The following is a 19,315-nucleotide window of genomic DNA, read 5'->3' on the forward strand; positions in this document are numbered from 1 at the left end:
AACACTTTTAAAATATAATATGTATTAATGTCAATAACATCAACAACATATACATATATGTTGTTGATGTTATTGTTTTTTCGGCATTTCTTTTTTATGTTAATGTAGTTCAACGACATTAATTCTTCTTATTTAGTAATGTCAAGGCGGTCTATTTAACTTTACTCCGAGAAGTTGTATATAAAACTCCACAATCCAGGTGAATCATTATTAAGGATAATTGGAGTCGTTTTTTCCATGATTTTAATTTTTATCTCTTGCTCTAAATCGTCTCTTTCATTTGCGTTCGTCTGATAAAGACATTTACGTATCTTGCTTAAAACCATCTTATTACTAAAAACTTCCTCAAATGTTTCATCTAACTTCTGTCTACAATTAACCATGATTACTTCACTCCTAGTTTACCCTTGTTAAAATTTTTTTTATTTTTTTTATAGCTTGCTTATGGATATTTGATATGTTTTGTGGTGTTTCTTTAAATAAATCTGCAACTTCTTTGTTATTGAAGCCTTGAACATAAATTAAGTCTAATACTTTTTGCTGTTTACTTGTTAAGAGATTAATTGCTTGAAATAATCTCTCATTTTCTATGATTTTTGATAGTTCACTATTTCTATAAACCACTATCTGATCACAAATATCAAGCTCTGGTGAAGGTATTTGTTCAGCTAAAGGTACATCATCTGAAGAATTAATATTGTCTAAAATAAGAGGGTATCGAGACATTTTTTTCTCGTACGTTTATCAAAATCAATACTATAGAGCTTAATAAGACTCTGAATATATTTATACAATCTAGCTCTGTGGTAAAAATCTTTAAATTTTATATCAAGTTCATTCATTTTTTCTTGGTTATTTAATGTCACAGCTTCAATGAAAAGATCTCTGTTATTTTCATCGTTTAAGAACTCTTTAATGATAGGCTCATTCAATGCACCACTATATTTATTCATAAAAAAAGTAAGCTCATCATTTTCTTCCATAAACAACCTCCTTTACCTTATAAAGTGAATTTAATTTCCTTTTATCAACCTAAATGCGAACTTATGTTCTTATTTTTTCATAATATTAGGAAGAAATCTAGGTTTTTAGTAGACAATCTAAAAATTTTATTAAAATGTTGAGTTTTGTTCGTTCTAAATCACTTGATTAACTAAATAGTAAAGGGGGATACAATATGAACGAAATCTATCTCTTACCAATGACTGTTGAAAACGTAAGAGAACAAATCAATAAGATACCCAAAGGAGTAAAACTGATAAAAGCTCCAATGGTATGGAAGGAATCAAAACAAGGTGAAGGTCGTGTAATTGCGGTCTTAGATACAGGTTGTGAAATTCATCATCCAGACTTAATAGATAACATTTTAGGTGTATATAACTTTACAGAAGATGATAACGGTGCATCATCAATTGTTACAGATTATCTGGGACATGGAACTCATGTGGCCGGAATCATATCAGCTAAACAAAATGAAGCAGGTGTTGTAGGTGTGGCTCCAAAAAGTAAATTATTAATTCTTAAAGTAATTGGCAAAAGCGGAAAAGGGAATATAGGAGATCTAATCCAAGCGCTAAAATATGCCATACATTGGCGTGGCGACAATGGGGAAAAGGTGGATGTTATTAATCTGTCATTAGGTGGTATACAAGATGATCCCGACCTTTACGAGCAAGTTCAATTGGCCGTTAAGGAAGGTATATTTATTGTGGCTGCTGCGGGTAATTTTGGCGATGGGAACGATCTAACCGACGAGATTCTTTATCCAGCTTATTATGTAGAAACGATACAAGTAGGGGCACTAAGCGAAAACATGATGATCATGGATTTTTCCAACACCAATGACCGAATTGATTTGGTTGCACCAGGGGAAAATATACTTTCAACCTATCTGCATGGAAGTTATGCCAAGCTTTCGGGAACTTCAATGGCAGCTCCACATGTATCGGGTGCCATTGCGTTATTAAAAAATTTAAGTATAAACATAGAAACCAATATTCCTAACTATATCAATTTTCGGTTAGTTAAAGATGCGCTTTCCTTGGGGCATTCAATAAATCTGGAGGGTAGTGGGTTAATTCAATTGGAAGGGAGGAAAGAACTATGGACTTAATCACTTTACCAACATGGATTACGATAATAGGGAATTTTGGATTTCCAGTCATGGTGACTATCTACTTACTACACCGATTTGAAAAGAGAATTGAAACCCTTACAGCTGCAATTGATCAATTAAAAAATGTAGTGGATAGGAAATAACAAAGAAAGAGCCTGCTAATCAGCAGGCTCTTATTATTAATATTATAGTGGAGGTGACACCCGGACTTGAACCGGGGATGAGGGTTTTGCAGACCATTGCCTTACCACTTGGCTATGCCACCAGAAAGGATAAGAGACTAAGTCTCTTATCCATATATAAAAGGAGAATCTGGAACCTTTCTTCTCCTGTAAGAGAGGGGAATGTTCGGATTTGAACCGAAACTTAAGGAGCTGCAATCCTTTGCCTTACCTATTTGGCTACATCCACCCTATATGATTTAAAGTGAAAACCATTTTAAATAATCAACTAATTTTAATAAATTTGATTGATTTTTATTAATTTACCTCACTTATTCATGTATACGAAATATTGGAGGTAATACTATGGAGATTACAATTTATATGAATGATAATTGTGGCTACTGTCATGATCAAAAGAAATGGATGAACGAATTAAACATTCAATATCAAGAGAAAGACATTCGAAATGATCAAAATGCTCATACAGAGTTTTTAAATTTAAAAGGTTTGGGGACTCCACTCACGATTATTAAAAATGGTAATGAAGTTTCTCAAATTTTAGGGTTTAATCAGGCACAATTAAAAAAGATATTGGGAATTAAATGATGGATAATTCTATTGAAGATTCTATAGCAAAATATAATAAGTTGAAAATAGAATTTTTGAAGATAACTCAATGTCTCGAACATTGCGAAGAGGAAGATAGAGAATTTTATTTTAAAGTAACAGAAGATTATGCACGTAAATTAAAAATTGTTAATCAATCGATGAAAGAAAAGTATGGATTGAAACTGTGTGATTGCAGTGACAGTTTTTTACTCTCCAAATATCATTGGTGGAACATAGATCCAGAATAAGAAAACAAATAAAAATAAAGCATTACCCCAAAGACCAAAATTACTTTTATTCCCTTTCTTAAACACACCAATTATTGCAAGGACAAAACCAAGAATAGCAGTTCCTATTACAATGTAACCAGAAAAAAATCCTTGTAGAGCCAAAATTAAAACAAGGAAATTGACGAAAAACAACATGATGGATAACTTGCTTAGAGTATTCATAAACTCACCTCCCTATACATTATACAATATTATACAATTGTATGAAGAGGATTTATTCCTACAGAAAAAGCCGGCATATGCCGACTTCTTCCCTACATATTTACTAGCAAAGAGCTGCGCTAGCTGAAAATGCCCACCAGATTTGATTTTGTGTTGCATTATCCTCATCTTCGTATTTTGCTGCACAATTAACGATATTTTTATCACAGCAGTGATCCCATTTTCCATAATTACGCCAGCAACGGTCATGTGCTCGACAACAGTTGTCAATATTGTTAATGACAGGACCACCACCCTCTGATAGTCCATCACCACATCCACTACCACAGTGGTTATAATCCCGGTTATTATCTTCATCTTCAAGACATCCGGTATCAGACCAAGCTAATGCAGTGATCAAGTTTTGTGAACTTAAAGGTACAAATTCAGAGTTATTAATTCCAGTTTCTTTAAATTCAAGATCTAGTTGCCCCTCATTTTTATCAGTGGATATAGGTTTCACTTCACCTTTATTTACTTCAAACACCTTAATAAACTTATGCTCGGGAGTTAGTACCCTACCGAATATATTTTCAATAATCTGGTTCCCTTTAATACCAGCAAAATAAGTGATTTGAAGAAGGTTAGAAAACTGAATAGTGTAATGTTTTCCTGTACCTAACTCATTACCAATTGCAATATCGTAAATATATGCTCTTGATAGTTCTAAATCCTCTAATTTCGCTGGAACTTCTTTTTGAAGTTCTTTAAATAAAAGAATAAATTCAGTCTTTACTTTTACTCTTTGCAGAATTTCTTCTTTTTCTTCCTTACTCTGAATATACCTGCCATTTAAAATCTTAGGATTCTTTGGCATTATATCGCCTCCTCTTTGTTAATGAGTGTTATCCACTCTCCTTATCAAAGTGAAAACTAATCCTAAAAATAAATCACATTTAAGAATTTTTTTCTCAATTGATAACTGCCTTTTTTCTTCACTTAATAAAGTAGGAGGTGATAGAAATGAAGAAAAAAGAAAACGATAGCTTAGAACCGTACGCTGATCAAGGGGATCCCGGTGGTGGAGGCTATACAACCTGTGGAACTTATCGAGCATGCGTGTCTCACAGAGATTGTTGTATCTATCTCGAGGATTGCAGAGGTTGTGTTTGGACAGATGGAAGTTTGTATGTTTGTGGTTGTAAAAAAAGATAAAAATGAGCCAGTTTTGTTTAATACAAAACTGGCTTTAGTTTTAGTTAAAATGCTCAAGTACACCATAGGAGTAACAACTTAACCTGGTACTTTAGATAGTTACTATTACCTTGATACTTGGAGTTAATAGATTCCCTTATACAACTCAACTAAAAATTGTAAATGTCTTGTCCTAGGTATTAATTAATAATCAAAGGTTTAAGATTTCAAACTAAATATTACAGACTCATCTTTTATGGGTGGGTCTTTTTTAATTTTTACAGTGTATTAATAGTACAATTAGACTTTCTTCAATGCATGATTCAAACGAGTCATACCCACTTGTATTTCCTCTTCTTTACAATGAGCGAAAGAGAGTCGGATAAACCCTTTCTCTGCTCCGTAAACACTGCCGGGAACCACGATGACACCTTCTTTTATACAAGATTCCAGTAGATCAAGCTCGTTCACTGGGTGATGCAGTTTACACCAGACAGTCCCACCACCGTTAGGAATACGCCATTCTAGGTGATTCTGAAAGTCTTTTTCTAATATCTTAAGCATTCTTTCTTTTCTATTCGTAAGTGCCTTTTTGTACAATGCCACGTTTTTAGACCATTCTTTTGATGCTATATATTGTGAGGCGATCTGTTGAGAAATCGCTGAAGATCCGAGATCGATTCCATGCTTCACCTCTGCTAACCGTTCTATGATGCTTTTTGATCCTACGACCCAACCCATACGCATACCAGGGGCGACGGTATCCGATAAACTCTCCACATAGATCACGAGCTCTTTCTCAACATCCAGACCGATCAGAGGAGGTGGAGAAGGAGTAGAGTCTTCATGAATCAGTGGGTTCGTGAAATTGATCTCAACGATTGGGATCTTTCGTTCACTACAGATCTCTAACATTCTTTTTCGTCGATCCAGACTAAGCGTCGTGCCGGTCGGATTCTGATGGGTAGGGTTGACAACGACCATCCGAATCCTATGTTTTTTATAAAGTTCGATAACTTCTTCCGAGCAAACACCACTCTCATCTACGGGAAGTCTCACCATCTTTACCCCCGCTACAGAAAAACATTTTAGCGAGTATCCATAAGACGGACACTCTACAGCTACGGCATCTCCTGGTTGAAGTAAACATTGGGTGATGAGCGTGAAGGCTTGCTGAGCACCTGACGTTATCAAGATCTCTTCTGTACTAGCTGAAATAGAGTACTGTTCCTTCAGGTGTGAGGAGAGTGTCTCTCTGAATTCTATATCTCCCTGAACATCTGAATACTCAAGGTTCGTTGTAAGTTGTATGTTGGAGAGCAATTTCTGTAGCTGTTTTACGGGATACAACTCTTTTGAGATGCCTCCGTTCGCAAGGTCGATCACATCTTTTGAACGACTCATTTCTCTGATGCGTGCGCTGATTACAGCAGTCGGATCAAAGGCTACTCCCTTAAAGCTGTTCCAGTTGATCAATCTTGGGGGATCGAGCTCCCAAGCATATTCACTCACGATGGTCCCGCTTCCCGTCTTCGACGTGATGAGCCCAGAACTTCTGAGTTCGTTGTACGCACTCTTTACCGTACTCCTGTTCACATCAAGCTTTATCGCGAGGGTACGTTCTGTTAAGAGTCGAGAACCCGGAAGCAATTCCCCACGAACGATTCTTTCCTCATAATGTTGAGCGATCTGTTTATATAAGGGCACGCCTAGAGCGTGATCAGGTTTCCAGTTCATAGATTCTGTTCCTTTCAAAATTGGGTGGGGAAAATAACATCCCATTGGGTGGCGACAAGCCACACTTCCAAAGATACTATAGATTATTATACAGAAATTAACATCTTAGGAGGAGGAGCATTTGTTTTATTCCATTTTTAAAGTCCAACAAGCAAAGATGGTAGGTGACCCTACCATCATCTATCAGATCTTTATCCAACCTATCATTTTCACGTTGCTGTTCGGTTATCTCTATCAATCTTCTGGAAAAGAGGGGGCTGTCCTTTTATCTGTGTTTATTGGGGTTGGTCAGATGACGATGTGGCAAGTTCTACTTTATGCCGGAGGCATTATCGTGCGTCATGAGTTCAATCGTGAGCGGACGATCTATTATAGTCTATTGTCTCAGACCGACCTCTTTGGGATATGGGCCAAACGGTTATTTTTATGTATTCTGCTCACAACACCAAGTTTTTTAATCGCGTTACTTACGGGAGTGACGGTCTTTGGCGTCTCGATCGATGTCTCTGACCTCACTTATTTGGTGATCAGTGTCGGGTTGTATATGGTTTCACTGTATGGGATCGGTCTACCTCTGATTCTATTACTCTTCTTATCGGTTCATGGAGGGAAGATCATTCAGACCGTCACCTATCCAATGTTTTTATTATCAGGCATGATCGTCTCAGTGGACTACTTTCCTTATGTAATTAAAGGGATCGCTTTTTTGTTTCCTATCACATGGAGCACACACTGGATACAGGAAGTCTTCATACATAACACGGTGGATTGGTCATTTCTTGGTTATACCCTATTGATCTCTTCTTTTTATGCACTGTTCGCTAGAGTTCTGTATCACTTCATCATGAAGAAAATCAGAGTTAGGGGGGAGATCAATCTATGAACACGTTTCAATATCTTCTATACAACACAAAGTTATCGTGGAGGATGCAGAGAAATGAACTGCCGTTAAAGATCTTTATCGGAACGTTCGCCATCCGGATCATCTTTCAATCGTTGTTCTTCATCTGGGTCGCGACAGTGATCGGTGGTGATGAGATGAGAGAGTTTGCGATGTACGGTAACATCTTGATACCCGCTGCACATATCTTGTTCATCGACGTATACAACGTATTACGAGATGAGATCGATGAAAATCGGATCGACCTGTTAACCCTCTCTAAAACATCATTGTTGATGATCTTAATCGGACGTTCTCTGGTGTATTTTGTGAAAGCTTTTTTTATCATTCTGTTTACTTACGCAATCATCAGTTCCATCTTAATCCCAGGGCTCTGGCATTGGCTTAAGCTGTTTGCAGCGATTCCGTTGTTATTGCTTTTTTCATTATCCGCTTATTCGTTCGGTATCTTTTTAGCCTCTCTAAACCTAAACGATAAGATCAGTCAGATGTTACCGAACTTCTCACTCGTGTTTTTAATGTTAGTCGGAAACTTTACCGTACCGGTTGAATCATTACCCAAGTTCTTACAAACTCTCTCTCAGTTCGTTCCGCTCAGGCACTCAGTGGATGCGTTTCGAGACTTCATGACGAACAACTTGCCTTATTGGACGAACCCGAGTGTTTATTTGGAACTAATCATCCTGACGTTTTTCTCAGTGGTGGGATACAGTGTGTATTTAAAATCGTTAGATAAATTTAGAAAGCAGCCCGTTTAAGGAGGGAACGAAATGGAACAGATCATAGAAGCACATCACCTATCTCGTGAGTTCAAGAATAAAGGCGTGACGAAATTTGCCGTACAAGACTTAACTTTTTCGGTGAAGAAGGGGACCATCTTCGGACTTCTCGGACCGAACGGTGCCGGAAAATCAACGACGATCAAGATGATGAACACGTTGTTGTTGCCAACATCTGGTGAACTAAAGGTGTTAGGACATGACATCTACAGGGAAGAGAAAAAAATTCGAAAAGAAATCGGATTTTTGTACGGAGGAGAAACAGGTCTCTACTGGCAGCTCAGCGGTCGAGACAATTTGAGATACTTTGGTTCGTTATTTAAGATTCCTAAGAACATGTTAGAAGAAAGAATCGATTATTGGTTGGATCGTTTAGGGTTAACCGATGCGCAGGATCAACTGACCATGAGATATTCAAAAGGGATGAAACAACGGCTTCATATCGCGCGCACTCTAATTCATGACCCAGAATTGCTGTTCATGGACGAACCCACATTAGGACTGGATCCTGAAGGAACGAAAGATTTGCGTGAGATCATGTTGGATTTAAAGAAACAGGGAAAGACCATCATCCTTACTACGCATGATATGGAAGAAGCAGAAGAGCTTTGTGATGAGATCGCCTTTATCATGGAGGGGAGACTGATCGCAAAAGGAACGATTGAGTCACTCCAAGAGATGTATGAAGAAGAGAACCGTTATGAGATCGAACTTGGTGTCACTCCTTCCTTACCAGTACAAATAAAAGATAAAGGCATCATGATAGAAGCACCTATAAAGCTCGCAAATGGATATACGATGATCCATGTGACTGTAGCTAAAACACCAAGAGCGGAAAAAGCTTTTGGAGAGATGATTGCCCAGCTCCTACCGTTTGAGATCAAGCAGCTCGTCAGAAAGAAGATGGAGTTACGAAAGATCTACCTCAGTATGGTAAACGGTCAAACGAAAAGCACTCAATCTATTAGTTAAATGTTATTGGTGGTAGTTCCATTAACTAAATAGAGGGAAGGAACGAGGTATGAGAAAAGCGTGCGAAATGAGGCACGCTTTTTATCTAATTTAAGGGAGCTTAAGTTCTAATGGTAGCACAGGAGAGAGCGTCTCATTGTAGGAAGGTGATACACTTAACGTCTTATTTTTAAGCAACTGTGTAAAGACGATTCTGCGAACTTCAGTTGTTCTATTCCCATCCGTAAATTTGTCAATTTTTCCATCACTTAAATACCCATCTGTTTTAAATGACTCATCGACACCTTGGACATCAAGCATTCTTATAAATGAATCTAATTCTCCCTTTGGATAAGTCACTCTGTAGATGATTGCCGTTGAGGCTTTCCCATATATGATAGAATCTACATTAAAACTAACATTGCCTTCTGAATTCGTGTTTTCCATCACTCCTGATTTTATTGCTTGAATTACATCTTCTTTTGGTACCTCAACTTCATTTATTTTGTTAGAGAATGTGTTTTTGTCCATCAAAGTAGCTCCTTCCCAATAGTTTCAGCAACTGTTTTCTACCACGATTCAAATGAGTTTTAACGGTGTTTATTAGTATTTTTAAGATTAAAGCGATTTCCTGCAAACTCATATCATAGTAATAGAAAAGGATGATACTCTCCTTATACGGTAATGGCAATTCCTCAATGGCTTCCAAGAGGTCTAACTTTTCTGCGTTCTGATCGGTAAACAAAGATACAGTTTCATTTTCTGATGCCATTTCTTTTTGTCTATTCTTTTGAAAATCATAAGCACTGTGAATGAGGATTTTAGTAATCCATGTTATGAAATATTTCTCATTCTTTAAATGTTTTATGGAGGAAAATGCCTTATAGGCACACCGGCAATTGCTTTTTTATTAGAACAAAATCATCCAACTCTTTTTCCTTATTAGAGAAGGATTTATTGTGAAAAGTTTCAACTTTTTTAATAATTTATAGATTATATTTATCATAATAGATTATTCTTACTTGGAACGAGATCATTCAGACAAAACGGAAAATAAAGTGGGTTTTCAAGTTTTTTATAGATTTGAGATTGATCAACAACACGACTTTAGGGCTGAGCATGAGTCACGTGAAAGAATTTTAATTAATTCAACCGAGGTAACCGATTAATATCATAGTTGGAACGAACTGTATCAAGAAATACTTGATTCTGCCAAGAAAGATCAATAAATTAATAATCTTTAATAGATATTGTCAAGCTTATTGTAGTATGTTACATTTAATGGAATTTAAGAGGTGAGTAGTATGTATATCTATATTAGTATTAATTCGTTCTCACAATCACATCATCATATCAAATAGCCTTGCTATTGCATTTTTTATAAATCGCAAATAGGAAGGCTATTTATCATAAAACCGTATTTGATTAAGTTCAACTTAAATCAAGTGCGGTTTTTTATTTTATTTAAAAATGGAGGCAGAAAAAATGAAAAAGATGGATTATCAGAATGTAAAAGGTACACAAGATTTCCTACCGAGTGCCGAACTCGTTAGAAGGAACATCAGAAGAACGCTAGAGGATGTATTTATTCAATACGGATGTAGACCATTAGAAACACCAATCTTAAATTATTCGGATCTCCTTGCTTCAAAGTATGGAGGTGGTGCTGAAATCCTACAAGAAATGTATACGTTATCGGATAGGGGAAAAAGAGATTTAGCCCTACGATATGACCTCACTATACCTTTTGCCAAAGTGGTCGCAATGAATCCAACACTTAAGATGCAATTTAAACGTTATGAGATCGGAAAAGTGTTTAGAGACGGTCCAATAAAACCAGGCAGATTTCGAGAATTTACGCAATGTGATGTTGATATTGTAGGGGTGGACTCGCAGATTGCAGAAGCTGAGTTAATGGTTATGGCTTTAGATGCATTTGATAAGCTTAAGTTAGATGTAACCATTCAATATAACAATCGGAAATTACTCACCGGTATGCTTGATATATTTGGTACGGAGACTGAAAACATTAATAGTGTCGTGTTAATACTAGATAAACTTGAAAAGGTCGGAGTGAATGCCGTAGTCTCAGAGCTTAAAGGCCTCGGTTTAACTGAATCAACGGTAGGTTTGATCGAACAGTTTTTAATGGATCCCACGAACACACATGTAAGTTACTTCAAATTTTTCTCTAATCAAAATGAAGAAGTGAGGCAAGGTTTAGAGGAACTATTAGAATTAAACACCTACCTTGAATATCTTGAGGTAAATAAACAATGTGTCTTTAATCCCTTTTTAGCGAGAGGCTTAGAGATATACACGGGTTCCATTTATGAGATCTTCTTAGCTGACCAATCTATTAAATCCAGTATTGGGAGCGGTGGGAGATATGACAATGCGATTGGAGGTCTTATAGGAACGAATGATAAGTTTTCAACGGTAGGAATTTCATTCGGATTAGATGTCATTTATACGGCAATAAGTTTAGCCAAGAACGGTTTAAATGAAGGAACGGATGTAGATTATTATGTTATACCGATAGGTACTCGAAAAGAAGCGTTATTAGTAGCAAATGATCTAAGAAAGAAAGGGTATAAAGTTGAATCTGAAATGGGTAATAGAAAGCTAGGAAAAGCTCTGGAGAAAGCAAATAAGGAAAAGATTCGTTGCGTGATTATTATCGGTGAAGAAGAAGTCCTAAATAATCATTATCAAGTTAAAGATATGGCGACCGGTAAGGAATCGATAGTCCGTTTTCAGTTTTAAATTCTGCAACACCATAGTTGTTATCTCATTATTAGGAGGTGTAACGTGAACTAACAAATTGAGGAAGTAATCGTTAAATCGTTTCTTACAAAAAGAATCCAAGATAGAGTGTTGTTTGAGTTAGCTACTAAGAAGAAAAGACAGGATGCTTTACAAAGATTAAGTCATAGATACTTAGAGAGTCTACGGATTGAATGTATGATCGAAATTCCTAAATCTAATTCTGAACCTGAAGGAATCGCACGAATATTAAAGCAGCACGGAGCAGAAGATTCTAGTTACTCAATATCTTGGGTAAAACGATTGATGGAAAAGAGTTACCTCTAGTAGTTGCATTGGAAAAGACCAACAGGTCACCCTGAGTTCATTACGTTCCTAGGTACCTGCGGTTTTAAAAAAGTGAACCAGCCCCCATCATGATCAAGAATTCAGTCACAATGCCAAATAGAAACGAAGCTATATGGAATTGCTGCTCAAGTATTCGGATGATGTTATTATTACACCTGTATTATTACGACTAGAAATTAAAGGACATTAATTATGCAAACTATAAAAGCTACACACTTACTGAATGTTAAAAAACTTGAAAGTTCTATTGATTTTTTTAGAATTAACATTGATCATAATGATAATGTAATTGTACTATTCGAAAAAGAAGTTAATTCAAAGTATAAACATATTATTTATCATTCAACAGAAAAGGAAACAATTAAACTGGAATTACCTTTGGTTGATCATTCATTTGAATTTGCTCAACCATTTAATGGCGGGTGGCTACTTGTAAGTGCGAGAACAGATGAAGATGAAGGGTATATTAAAAATGCGACTATTTTTGACGAGCAACAAAATGTAATCAAAAATTTTGAGCTTGGGGATGGAATTAATAATGTTCAAACAACTTCTGATTCACAAATTTGGGTCAGTTATTTTGATGAAGCCTCTGGATCAAGATTAAAGTGCTTTGATAGTCATGGACATGTAATATTTGACTTTAATAATTTTATTCGTGAGAATAAAGAAATACCATACATGTATGACTGCTATGCAATGAATGTAACTTCAAAAGATACCAATGTGTATTATTATGACAGTTTTCCACTTTTGAAAATCGGTTTAAATAAAAAAATAGAACTACATAACGATATCCCGGTAGAGGGGTGCAATGCGTTTGCAATAAACGGAAGTAAAGTACTATTTAGTCATGACTACGATCGGAAAGCTGAAGTGACAATGTATGATTTATCTACAAATGAATTAGTAAAGTATAATGTTAGAAATCAAGACAATAATGTACTAGATTACGATGAAGCAATTGGAAGAGGAAAAAATCTATATTTAATTAAAGATTTTAATATATATCTAATCGATATGAATGTATTTACGGTTTAAGATACTTAAGAAGTATTATATGGATTGCTAAGTCTTTAGATGAAATTAAACGTGATATCAGAGAAAAAACCCGCTATCTTTTAGAGGTAGCGGGTTGAGCTTTATATCCTACTATTAGTCCTTAAGCGTCTTTTTGATGTACATTGTTTGGCTGTGAGCGGCTACGTGGTAATAGTCGCTACCTTCACCAATCACTAGGACAAATCCGCCACCGTTTAACGTCATGATTTCTTCTTTAAAACCGTAGTTATACGCTTTGGTATCCACTCTTAGATCCATTCTTTTCATTGGAAGCTCTTGTACTTGGTTTCCTGAGATCCAACCGTAAACCGTGCTTCCATTTGAGAGCTTGTACCACTTTTGTCCGTTATACGTTGTTTGTTCTTTTGAAACTAAGATCCAGTTTAGGTATGGAGTACTTGATTCTTTATAAACACCAGGTGTTGAGTAGATACCATACGCATCACTCGTGATCTTTACTGCTTTGTATGGCATTGTATATTGACCATCAAAATTAACGAGTTTCTTAGCAATGTACATCGGTTGGCTGTGAGCGATAACTAGATACTTATCGCTGTATTCTTTAGCAACATAGACATACCCCGTGCTGTTTAGCGTCATGATCTTTTCATCTAAGTTGTAGTTATATGCATCCACATCTTCATTTAGATATTTCTTTTGTAGATTGTCGTACTCACTTGTTTGATGAGCAGCGATCCAACCGAATACTTTATCTCCATGTACAAGAAGGTACCAACGTTCCCCGTTGTAGATTTGCTGTTGTTTTACAACAAACGTCCAGCCGAGATATGGAGTTGATGATTCTTTATACGTACCCATCTTAGAATACAAACCAAACTGATCGCTATCAAGTTTGATCACTTTAAACGTATCGGATGGAGGCGTGTCCGCAAACTCCGTTCCTAATAATTTCATAGGATCTGTTGAGTTTGATTGAGTACCATTATACGTTCCATCATGAATCTCAAAATGTAAATGTTGTCCTGTAGAGTTACCCGTGCTACCCATGTAGCCGATAATCTCACCTTGACTCACTGTTTCTCCAGCTGAGACCGAACGAGAACGCAAGTGACCATATAGGGTCTCGTAAGTCTTACCACCGATGTTATGAGTGATAACAACAACATTCCCATATCCATTATAGTTTCCTGGAGATCCGAATGTGGATGATCTTACCTTACCAGAAGCAGAAGCTTTAATCGGAACGGTCCCAGGAATAGCAATATCAATTCCATGATGAAATTTGCCCCAACGCTCACCATAACCGGAGGATACATCATCTTTATCTCCCGCTGGCCAGATGAAACTAGCAGCGCTTGTTTTTGTCGGTGAAATTCCACCTGCGACTGATAGTGTTAGTACAATCGCTAAAAATAGTTGCATAAATCTTTTCAACACATAAACCCCTCTCTACCTCTTACCTACTAATTTTTTGTCCCTAAACTATTATAGATTTGTAGCATTTAGGGCCAAAAAGAATACTAACATATTTTTCTAATAAAATACTATTTATTACAAAATTAGGTATAATCATCCTGTTTTTATCTAAAAAAGTAAAAACATTTTAGTAAAAAGGGTCTAAGATGCTTTCTAAATAAAACAATATTTAACAAGATATTTAAGGTAACATGTATTAGAGATGATAACTCCTCAAGGGTGCAGAGAGTGGACAGGGCTTGGCGTGTTATTAGATAAAAACGAGGGGAGACTTGAAATATCATCCCTTGGTTGGGGTGTTGGTTTTCAACGTATGATGGTGTCTTATTGAAGCTGAAGGGGGGAGTATTATGCATAACTATATTAGTGAGACGTGTGGGGTTCAATATGAGAGTTCTGTACATGAACCAACTTCATGTTCCATCTGTGGGGAAGAAAGACAGTATGTAAGTTCCAAAGGACAGTCTTGGACCACGTTAGAAGATATGGCGGAAAGTGGTACTTATAAAACGGAAGTGAGTATCGAAGAAGAGAACCTGTATCGGGTTCAGACGACTCCGAGTTTTGGAATCGGCCAAACAGCATATCTCGTAAAGGATAATGGATATAACGTATTATGCGATTGTGTGAGTTACATAGATGAAGATACGACAAAAGCCATTCTGCAACTGGGTGGTATCGATGCGATCGCGTTATCACATCCTCATTATTATTCCACTCAAGTAGAATGGGCTGAAACATTCGATGCCGCTCTCTATATACATGAAGATGATAAGAAGTGGGTAACGAGAACGAGTGAAAGAATCGTTTTCTGGTCAGGTGATACACTCGAACTCAGGGAAGGCATCGTTCTACAGAGAATCGGTGGTCATTTTAAAGGAGGCACTATCCTAGAATGGAAAGACGGAAACCACCAACAAGGTGTTCTTCTTTGTGGAGATATCGTACGTATCGTAGCGGACCGAGAATGGGTAAGCTTCATGTACAGTTATCCTAACTTTATTCCTTTACCAGGTGCTACGGTTGAGAGGATCGCTCAGCGAATGGAAGAACTAACATTCACTCGCATCTATGATGCATTTAATCGAGTGATTAAAGAAAATGCTGCAGAGACAGTACAACGATCAGCCAAAAGATACGTTGATGCATTAAGCGGAGAGTTGTTCCAAACATAATTAATAAAAGCGTTGATCTTTAGGGATTAACGCTCTTTTTCTTTGAGATTCAATCAATGAATTTATAATAAGGTAAGTCCGTGCTCAACAAACTTCAGTACACTTTTTGTTTATTAGGGCATCTTATACGATTAGAGGTGATATTATGGAACAATATTTTTTATTAATGCTTTACTGGTTGGGAATAATCATATGGGCTTTTAAAAACAAGAACAAAGCTAAAAGGGACTTTCTGCAGATAAAAGATAATTGGAAGATGGTGGTAGTGTTTTTAACGCTCTTTTTACTACCATTTTTCGTGGTGGCTTTAACAACATTTATTCTATAGATTTCCTCTAATAATTTAGTATTAATCCATTGTATTGTAAATCTAAATGGAGAGGATGAACTTTAGATAGATGAAGTGTTAAGGGATTGCTCACGTGCCGTGTGGCCTTGAGAGCAGATACCAATATACAGCTATTGAACCTCAAACGCCGTCATTTTGAATCTATTACAAGGACATCATTCACAGGTCGAGGCACGAACGGTTACGCTAGTTTTTACTTTTCCGTCTTTTTACAGTCTATACCTTCAGCTGTTGTAAGTTTTGTATCTTTAAGTATCTCCTCATCCTAGCAACCGGTTAAAATACCAAAGATAATAACAAGATCATTCTAATCACATGTCCACTCATTAAGTATTCAACATTTCATAGATTACTGCGTATAGGTTACTTTGAATATCACGATTCGTTAACCAATTATTCTACTATTTCATATGCCACGAGTAAAACAGAATGTGATAGTATATGGTCTACGATGAGTGAGGTTTTATGAATGAATAATAGACGTGAAATAGTTATGTTAGTTAGATTGATGGTCTTATTGGTTCTATGCATCATTATATTGATGATTAGTATGTGACAATTGTCATCATAAGTTAATTAGAGATTCGTGAATAGACCTTAATAAGCCACACTAGGAAAATGGAAACTAGTGTGGCTTTGTTATGCGTATGGTATCATTTGTTAATCGTTAATTTTTTTGCTCAATGTTTCCTCCTTTCATAAAAAACTCACCTTTCATTAATTCTTCTAAGATAATTAGATTATTCTCAAGCTCTAAATCGATCTGTGCTAATTCATAACCCATTTTGGCAAACATTTTCTTAAACATCTGCTGAGAAGTTAGAAAATCTCTAAACCAACAAACGAACTCTTCTTTGTTCTCCTAGATTAAACATACACTCATAAAAAGCGTAAAGGGATGCCTGTCGCTAACCGCTTTCAGCAAACTTTGTGAACTTTTATAAAGCCAAAACTTGCACAAACTTCATGTCCCTTGACACTTCTTTTCGTGGCATGATTTTTTCTCTTCATCAAAGAAGGGAGAAGATAACATGAAGAACAGAGTTCATGAAGTGAGATTGGAAGATTATCAGCATCTAAGTGATACGGAGTTGCTTCAAAGAAGTAAAAACATCCAGGTGCAGCTTACTCAACTTTTAGGGTTAATGTGGGAATTAGAGGGGAAAGAAAGAGATAAGATAGAGCAAGAAATGGATGAACTAGACATTGAAGACATGAAGATTCATGCGATACTTAGCGCAAGAGAAGACCGACCAAATACTGAACATAGGTACTAGAATATAAAGCAGGGATTCTAAAGATATCCTTGCTTTTTAGTTAGATTTCGTACGTTCATTAATCAATCTAAACGACCTTATACCGATATAGAGTATAGAGAATACTGATGGAGGTGTTTTGCCAAAATTAAGCAAACAAACATCGTGAAAGTCGTCGATCGGTTGGGGAGAATAACGGTACCTATTTCGTTAAGAGAAAAGTATAACATAGAGATATCTGATGAGATTGAGATCTTCATGGAGGATGATTCTATTATCATAAAGAAGTTTAATGCGGTCAGACCATGCATGGTTACAGGAAAAGTAAGTGAAACAAATCTTGAGTATGCCGGTGGTAAGTTAGTCTTGAGTTCTGAAGGTGCTAGGACATTGCTAAAAGAACTTAAAAGCAATCCTAGCCTAATAAGTTGATATTATATCGCCTTACCAATAACAACATTTATATATGTTGTTCCGAATGCAAAATTGTTTTCAACATTCTGAGATTGACAGCATACATTAAAAGCAACCTTTCGTCTCTATTGGTAGCAAAGCATCCCTTGACCTAGTCACTCAAGGGATGCTTTGTTTATTTATTCTTATGTGTAAATTCGGCACAACTATTTACAATCATTGATTTCACATGTTAGCGAAAATTAAAAAATTACTTATCAATTTTTATTACCATCGAAAGTTATTTTTTTAAAGGAATTTGTCATTTTTAGTCGAAATATCCCATATATTGTAATGTTGAGGAGGGATGGGATGGAAAAGAGAATCTCCAAAGGTGAAGAAGATTTTATAAAAGGGTGTACAAGGGCCATTCTTGATAAAGATATAAAGCATATCCATTGGTTATTTATCATGAACGGAGTACGTCACTATATCGCCCACCAAAATGAAAGGGAAATTGAAGATTATATACACGGCAATCGATCAAAATTAATCTGTGTGGTCACAAGAGAGTTTATCTTAGATTGGCATCATCGGTATAGCGGAAACGATCTCTCCAAAGGATTGATTAAAAAACGATTGAGCGGGATGATTCGAGCGAGTGAAAAAGTTTCGGAAATTGCATATAGGGACTTTAAAAAAGAAGATATCGATGAATTATTAAAACAAATTCCAACGGAAGGACTAACGAGTGAAGAAAGGGAGAAATATCTAGCTAGAGTCAAGAGCTTGTTAGAGAGCAGATAATTCTAGAAAGAAGTAGATACATATATTGGATGAAAAAAACATCCATACCAGTGTAAATCATGTGTTCATATTTTTTGCTTTCTAACAATTTTGCACAATCAAAAGAGGACAAATAGAAGAAGATAGAACTGACAATGGAGAGTCAATCCTATCTTCTCTGTAGGACATTAGGGACAAGGATAATAACCTTGATACTAACATATTTCATACTCCTCTTTAGCTTTATAGGTGTGTAAGTAACAGTTTGTGTTCGAATGAATGGCTTTAACGATGGATTTATTGCGACTCAAAACACGTTGCTTGATCCTTTTGCCTTCTGTATTAAGACGTATTGAGTGGATATCAGATGTAAAAGAAGGATTTAAACTGACAGATCAGAGTGAATCGTGAACAAAAATTTTGTTTGTGATTTGCACTGACCCCGATGGGGGTGAATCATGATAAAGAGAGAGAGCGTAATTCTAACGGATTCTCTTTTGGAGTACAAAAGAGAAAAAAGTTATACAAATAGCACGTTAATTCGCATATGAATTAGCGTGCTTATTTTTGTTGTTATATCAACGTTTATGGTCATTTTATGTATAAATTAGCACCCCAATTCGCATAGGTTTTAGCAAAATGACAATAAATATTGTCACGATGCGTTTTGGCATGCCAATTCACTTGCTAAAATTCTTACCAATGTTATGAAAAAGGTTTTAAAAAAAGAAGCAGATGTGGTTTAATCTTAATCTAACTGTTAATAATTTGCGATTTATTAAAAGATTATTACTGTTTTCACATTTTGCATCGCTGAAGTAAACCCGTTATTCTACAATCGGGTGCGTGTGCGGCCGAGCC

General features: G+C 36.2%; 25 protein-coding genes and 2 tRNA genes. 15 read left to right on the forward strand and 12 right to left on the reverse strand.

The features are described from left to right. Positions 1-161: 161 nt before the first annotated feature. From P4V41_RS20625 to P4V41_RS20635, 3 genes are read right to left on the reverse strand one after another with little or no spacing between them, the layout of a single operon-like run. The gene (locus P4V41_RS20625) at positions 162-383 is read right to left on the reverse strand and encodes a hypothetical protein (RefSeq protein ID WP_328087046.1); all 222 of its coding nucleotides are present in this window, start codon (positions 381-383) and stop codon (positions 162-164) included. Positions 384-396: 13 nt separating this feature from the next. Further along, the gene (locus tag P4V41_RS20630; RefSeq protein ID WP_328087048.1) at positions 397-726 is read right to left on the reverse strand and encodes a sigma-70 family RNA polymerase sigma factor; all 330 of its coding nucleotides are present in this window, start codon (positions 724-726) and stop codon (positions 397-399) included. Continuing rightward, entirely contained in the window at positions 702-983 is a 282-nt protein-coding gene (locus tag P4V41_RS20635; protein WP_328087050.1) for a hypothetical protein, read from the reverse strand. Before P4V41_RS20635 ends, P4V41_RS20630 begins: the two co-directional genes overlap by 25 nt. Positions 984-1,177: 194 nt before the next feature. Between P4V41_RS20635 and P4V41_RS20640 the strand changes: the two genes are divergently transcribed. Both P4V41_RS20640 and P4V41_RS20645 read left to right on the forward strand, forming a co-directional pair. Further along, on the forward strand, positions 1,178-2,113 hold the full coding sequence (locus P4V41_RS20640; protein WP_328087052.1) for a S8 family peptidase: 936 nt from the start codon (positions 1,178-1,180) through the stop codon (positions 2,111-2,113). Beyond that, positions 2,104-2,259 carry a YvrJ family protein gene (locus P4V41_RS20645; RefSeq protein ID WP_328087054.1) on the forward strand — a complete coding sequence of 52 codons (156 nt, stop codon included), beginning with the start codon at positions 2,104-2,106 and terminating at the stop codon, positions 2,257-2,259. The genes P4V41_RS20640 and P4V41_RS20645 overlap by 10 nt, the downstream gene beginning before the upstream one ends. A gap of 48 nt (positions 2,260-2,307) precedes the next feature. Here P4V41_RS20645 and P4V41_RS20650 read toward each other — a convergent pair. Then, positions 2,308-2,381, reverse strand: a tRNA-Cys gene (locus tag P4V41_RS20650). A gap of 74 nt (positions 2,382-2,455) precedes the next feature. Further along, positions 2,456-2,527: transfer RNA gene (locus tag P4V41_RS20655), tRNA-Cys, on the reverse strand. 116 nt (positions 2,528-2,643) lie between these two features. On the opposite strand from P4V41_RS20655, the gene P4V41_RS20660 reads away from it, so the two are divergent. Then, positions 2,644-2,886: a glutaredoxin family protein gene (locus tag P4V41_RS20660; protein ID WP_328087056.1), complete on the forward strand. Its 243-nt coding sequence runs from the start codon at positions 2,644-2,646 to the stop codon at positions 2,884-2,886. Between the two features lie 209 nt (positions 2,887-3,095). Here the strand turns inward: P4V41_RS20660 and P4V41_RS20665 are convergent, their stop codons facing one another. After that, positions 3,096-3,341, reverse strand: coding sequence for a hypothetical protein (locus P4V41_RS20665; RefSeq protein ID WP_328087058.1), 246 nt, complete (start codon positions 3,339-3,341; stop codon positions 3,096-3,098). A 103-nt stretch (positions 3,342-3,444) separates the two neighbouring features. Beyond that, complete coding sequence (locus P4V41_RS20670) at positions 3,445-4,197, reverse strand: hypothetical protein (protein ID WP_328087060.1); 753 nt, start codon at positions 4,195-4,197, stop codon at positions 3,445-3,447. A 204-nt stretch (positions 4,198-4,401) separates the two neighbouring features. Between P4V41_RS20670 and P4V41_RS20675 the strand changes: the two genes are divergently transcribed. Further along, positions 4,402-4,617 (forward strand): hypothetical protein, encoded by a 216-nt coding sequence (locus tag P4V41_RS20675; RefSeq protein WP_328087061.1) that lies wholly within the window; start codon positions 4,402-4,404, stop codon positions 4,615-4,617. A gap of 197 nt (positions 4,618-4,814) precedes the next feature. On the opposite strand, the gene P4V41_RS20680 is transcribed toward P4V41_RS20675, so the two are convergent. Then, the gene (locus P4V41_RS20680) at positions 4,815-6,251 is read right to left on the reverse strand and encodes a PLP-dependent aminotransferase family protein (RefSeq protein WP_328087063.1); all 1,437 of its coding nucleotides are present in this window, start codon (positions 6,249-6,251) and stop codon (positions 4,815-4,817) included. 121 nt (positions 6,252-6,372) lie between these two features. Here P4V41_RS20680 and P4V41_RS20685 point away from each other — a divergent pair, with 121 nt between their 5' ends. Genes P4V41_RS20685 through P4V41_RS20695 form a run of 3 tightly spaced genes read left to right on the forward strand, consistent with a single transcriptional unit; the run spans position 6,373 to position 8,903 of the window. Then, positions 6,373-7,134, forward strand: coding sequence for an ABC transporter permease (locus P4V41_RS20685; RefSeq protein WP_328087065.1), 762 nt, complete (start codon positions 6,373-6,375; stop codon positions 7,132-7,134). Beyond that, the gene (locus P4V41_RS20690; protein WP_328087066.1) at positions 7,131-7,910 is read left to right on the forward strand and encodes an ABC transporter permease; all 780 of its coding nucleotides are present in this window, start codon (positions 7,131-7,133) and stop codon (positions 7,908-7,910) included. Before P4V41_RS20685 ends, P4V41_RS20690 begins: the two co-directional genes overlap by 4 nt. Before the next feature lie 12 nt (positions 7,911-7,922). Next, positions 7,923-8,903, forward strand: a complete 981-nt coding sequence (locus tag P4V41_RS20695; RefSeq protein ID WP_328087068.1) for an ABC transporter ATP-binding protein — start codon at positions 7,923-7,925, stop codon at positions 8,901-8,903. A 90-nt stretch (positions 8,904-8,993) separates the two neighbouring features. On the opposite strand, the gene P4V41_RS20700 is transcribed toward P4V41_RS20695, so the two are convergent. Further along, positions 8,994-9,413: a hypothetical protein gene (locus P4V41_RS20700; protein ID WP_328087069.1), complete on the reverse strand. Its 420-nt coding sequence runs from the start codon at positions 9,411-9,413 to the stop codon at positions 8,994-8,996. Continuing rightward, positions 9,391-9,750, reverse strand: a complete 360-nt coding sequence (locus tag P4V41_RS21680; protein WP_419181340.1) for a sigma-70 family RNA polymerase sigma factor — start codon at positions 9,748-9,750, stop codon at positions 9,391-9,393. The genes P4V41_RS20700 and P4V41_RS21680 overlap by 23 nt, the downstream gene beginning before the upstream one ends. A gap of 617 nt (positions 9,751-10,367) precedes the next feature. Between P4V41_RS21680 and P4V41_RS20705 the strand changes: the two genes are divergently transcribed. The 3 genes from P4V41_RS20705 to P4V41_RS20715 all read left to right on the forward strand — a co-directional run bounded on the left by P4V41_RS20705 (position 10,368) and on the right by P4V41_RS20715 (position 13,037). Continuing rightward, positions 10,368-11,648 (forward strand): histidine--tRNA ligase, encoded by a 1,281-nt coding sequence (locus tag P4V41_RS20705; protein WP_328087070.1) that lies wholly within the window; start codon positions 10,368-10,370, stop codon positions 11,646-11,648. A gap of 198 nt (positions 11,649-11,846) precedes the next feature. Further along, positions 11,847-11,975, forward strand: a complete 129-nt coding sequence (locus tag P4V41_RS20710) for a hypothetical protein (protein ID WP_328087071.1) — start codon at positions 11,847-11,849, stop codon at positions 11,973-11,975. A gap of 213 nt (positions 11,976-12,188) precedes the next feature. Continuing rightward, positions 12,189-13,037, forward strand: a complete 849-nt coding sequence (locus P4V41_RS20715; RefSeq protein WP_328087072.1) for a hypothetical protein — start codon at positions 12,189-12,191, stop codon at positions 13,035-13,037. Between the two features lie 114 nt (positions 13,038-13,151). On the opposite strand, the gene P4V41_RS20720 is transcribed toward P4V41_RS20715, so the two are convergent. Then, positions 13,152-14,453, reverse strand: coding sequence for a M23 family metallopeptidase (locus P4V41_RS20720; protein ID WP_328087073.1), 1,302 nt, complete (start codon positions 14,451-14,453; stop codon positions 13,152-13,154). Positions 14,454-14,845: 392 nt separating this feature from the next. Here P4V41_RS20720 and P4V41_RS20730 point away from each other — a divergent pair, with 392 nt between their 5' ends. Beyond that, positions 14,846-15,670 (forward strand): hypothetical protein, encoded by an 825-nt coding sequence (locus tag P4V41_RS20730; RefSeq protein ID WP_328087074.1) that lies wholly within the window; start codon positions 14,846-14,848, stop codon positions 15,668-15,670. Between the two features lie 1,016 nt (positions 15,671-16,686). Here the strand turns inward: P4V41_RS20730 and P4V41_RS20735 are convergent. After that, a complete protein-coding gene (locus tag P4V41_RS20735) occupies positions 16,687-16,815 on the reverse strand; it encodes a hypothetical protein (protein ID WP_328087076.1) in 129 nt (42 codons plus the stop codon). A gap of 235 nt (positions 16,816-17,050) precedes the next feature. On the opposite strand from P4V41_RS20735, the gene P4V41_RS20740 reads away from it, so the two are divergent. The 4 genes from P4V41_RS20740 (at position 17,051) to P4V41_RS20755 (ending at position 18,865) form a co-directional block, all read left to right on the forward strand. After that, positions 17,051-17,296, forward strand: a complete 246-nt coding sequence (locus tag P4V41_RS20740) for a hypothetical protein (protein WP_328087077.1) — start codon at positions 17,051-17,053, stop codon at positions 17,294-17,296. Between the two features lie 144 nt (positions 17,297-17,440). Further along, the gene (locus P4V41_RS20745; RefSeq protein ID WP_328087078.1) at positions 17,441-17,707 is read left to right on the forward strand and encodes an AbrB/MazE/SpoVT family DNA-binding domain-containing protein; all 267 of its coding nucleotides are present in this window, start codon (positions 17,441-17,443) and stop codon (positions 17,705-17,707) included. 333 nt (positions 17,708-18,040) lie between these two features. Further along, positions 18,041-18,475 (forward strand): hypothetical protein, encoded by a 435-nt coding sequence (locus tag P4V41_RS20750; protein ID WP_328087079.1) that lies wholly within the window; start codon positions 18,041-18,043, stop codon positions 18,473-18,475. Positions 18,476-18,733: 258 nt separating this feature from the next. After that, positions 18,734-18,865 (forward strand): hypothetical protein, encoded by a 132-nt coding sequence (locus tag P4V41_RS20755; protein ID WP_328087081.1) that lies wholly within the window; start codon positions 18,734-18,736, stop codon positions 18,863-18,865. Positions 18,866-19,315 lie beyond the last annotated feature (450 nt).

Source organism: Fictibacillus nanhaiensis (assembly GCF_036213205.1).
GTDB classification, from domain to species: Bacteria; Bacillota; Bacilli; order Bacillales; family Fictibacillaceae; genus Fictibacillus; species Fictibacillus nanhaiensis_E.

What these genes read in the sequence shown, in the direction of transcription:
- P4V41_RS20640 (WP_328087052.1), top strand. Translation starts at nt 1,178, where the DNA reads ATGAACGAAATCTATCTCTTACCAATGACTGTTGAAAACGTAAGAGAA.
- P4V41_RS20645 (WP_328087054.1), top strand. Translation starts at nt 2,104, where the DNA reads ATGGACTTAATCACTTTACCAACATGGATTACGATAATAGGGAATTTT.
- P4V41_RS20680 (WP_328087063.1), bottom strand. Translation starts at nt 6,251, where the DNA reads ATGAACTGGAAACCTGATCACGCTCTAGGCGTGCCCTTATATAAACAG.
- P4V41_RS20670 (WP_328087060.1), bottom strand. Translation starts at nt 4,197, where the DNA reads ATGCCAAAGAATCCTAAGATTTTAAATGGCAGGTATATTCAGAGTAAG.
- P4V41_RS20755 (WP_328087081.1), top strand. Translation starts at nt 18,734, where the DNA reads ATGGCTTTAACGATGGATTTATTGCGACTCAAAACACGTTGCTTGATC.
- P4V41_RS20660 (WP_328087056.1), top strand. Translation starts at nt 2,644, where the DNA reads ATGGAGATTACAATTTATATGAATGATAATTGTGGCTACTGTCATGAT.
- P4V41_RS20750 (WP_328087079.1), top strand. Translation starts at nt 18,041, where the DNA reads ATGGAAAAGAGAATCTCCAAAGGTGAAGAAGATTTTATAAAAGGGTGT.
- P4V41_RS20740 (WP_328087077.1), top strand. Translation starts at nt 17,051, where the DNA reads ATGAAGAACAGAGTTCATGAAGTGAGATTGGAAGATTATCAGCATCTA.
- P4V41_RS20715 (WP_328087072.1), top strand. Translation starts at nt 12,189, where the DNA reads ATGCAAACTATAAAAGCTACACACTTACTGAATGTTAAAAAACTTGAA.
- P4V41_RS20735 (WP_328087076.1), bottom strand. Translation starts at nt 16,815, where the DNA reads ATGTTTGCCAAAATGGGTTATGAATTAGCACAGATCGATTTAGAGCTT.
- P4V41_RS20730 (WP_328087074.1), top strand. Translation starts at nt 14,846, where the DNA reads ATGCATAACTATATTAGTGAGACGTGTGGGGTTCAATATGAGAGTTCT.
- P4V41_RS20695 (WP_328087068.1), top strand. Translation starts at nt 7,923, where the DNA reads ATGGAACAGATCATAGAAGCACATCACCTATCTCGTGAGTTCAAGAAT.
- P4V41_RS20625 (WP_328087046.1), bottom strand. Translation starts at nt 383, where the DNA reads ATGGTTAATTGTAGACAGAAGTTAGATGAAACATTTGAGGAAGTTTTT.
- P4V41_RS20665 (WP_328087058.1), bottom strand. Translation starts at nt 3,341, where the DNA reads ATGAATACTCTAAGCAAGTTATCCATCATGTTGTTTTTCGTCAATTTC.
- P4V41_RS20710 (WP_328087071.1), top strand. Translation starts at nt 11,847, where the DNA reads ATGATCGAAATTCCTAAATCTAATTCTGAACCTGAAGGAATCGCACGA.
- P4V41_RS20630 (WP_328087048.1), bottom strand. Translation starts at nt 726, where the DNA reads ATGTCTCGATACCCTCTTATTTTAGACAATATTAATTCTTCAGATGAT.
- P4V41_RS20700 (WP_328087069.1), bottom strand. Translation starts at nt 9,413, where the DNA reads ATGGACAAAAACACATTCTCTAACAAAATAAATGAAGTTGAGGTACCA.
- P4V41_RS20705 (WP_328087070.1), top strand. Translation starts at nt 10,368, where the DNA reads ATGAAAAAGATGGATTATCAGAATGTAAAAGGTACACAAGATTTCCTA.
- P4V41_RS20690 (WP_328087066.1), top strand. Translation starts at nt 7,131, where the DNA reads ATGAACACGTTTCAATATCTTCTATACAACACAAAGTTATCGTGGAGG.
- P4V41_RS20635 (WP_328087050.1), bottom strand. Translation starts at nt 983, where the DNA reads ATGGAAGAAAATGATGAGCTTACTTTTTTTATGAATAAATATAGTGGT.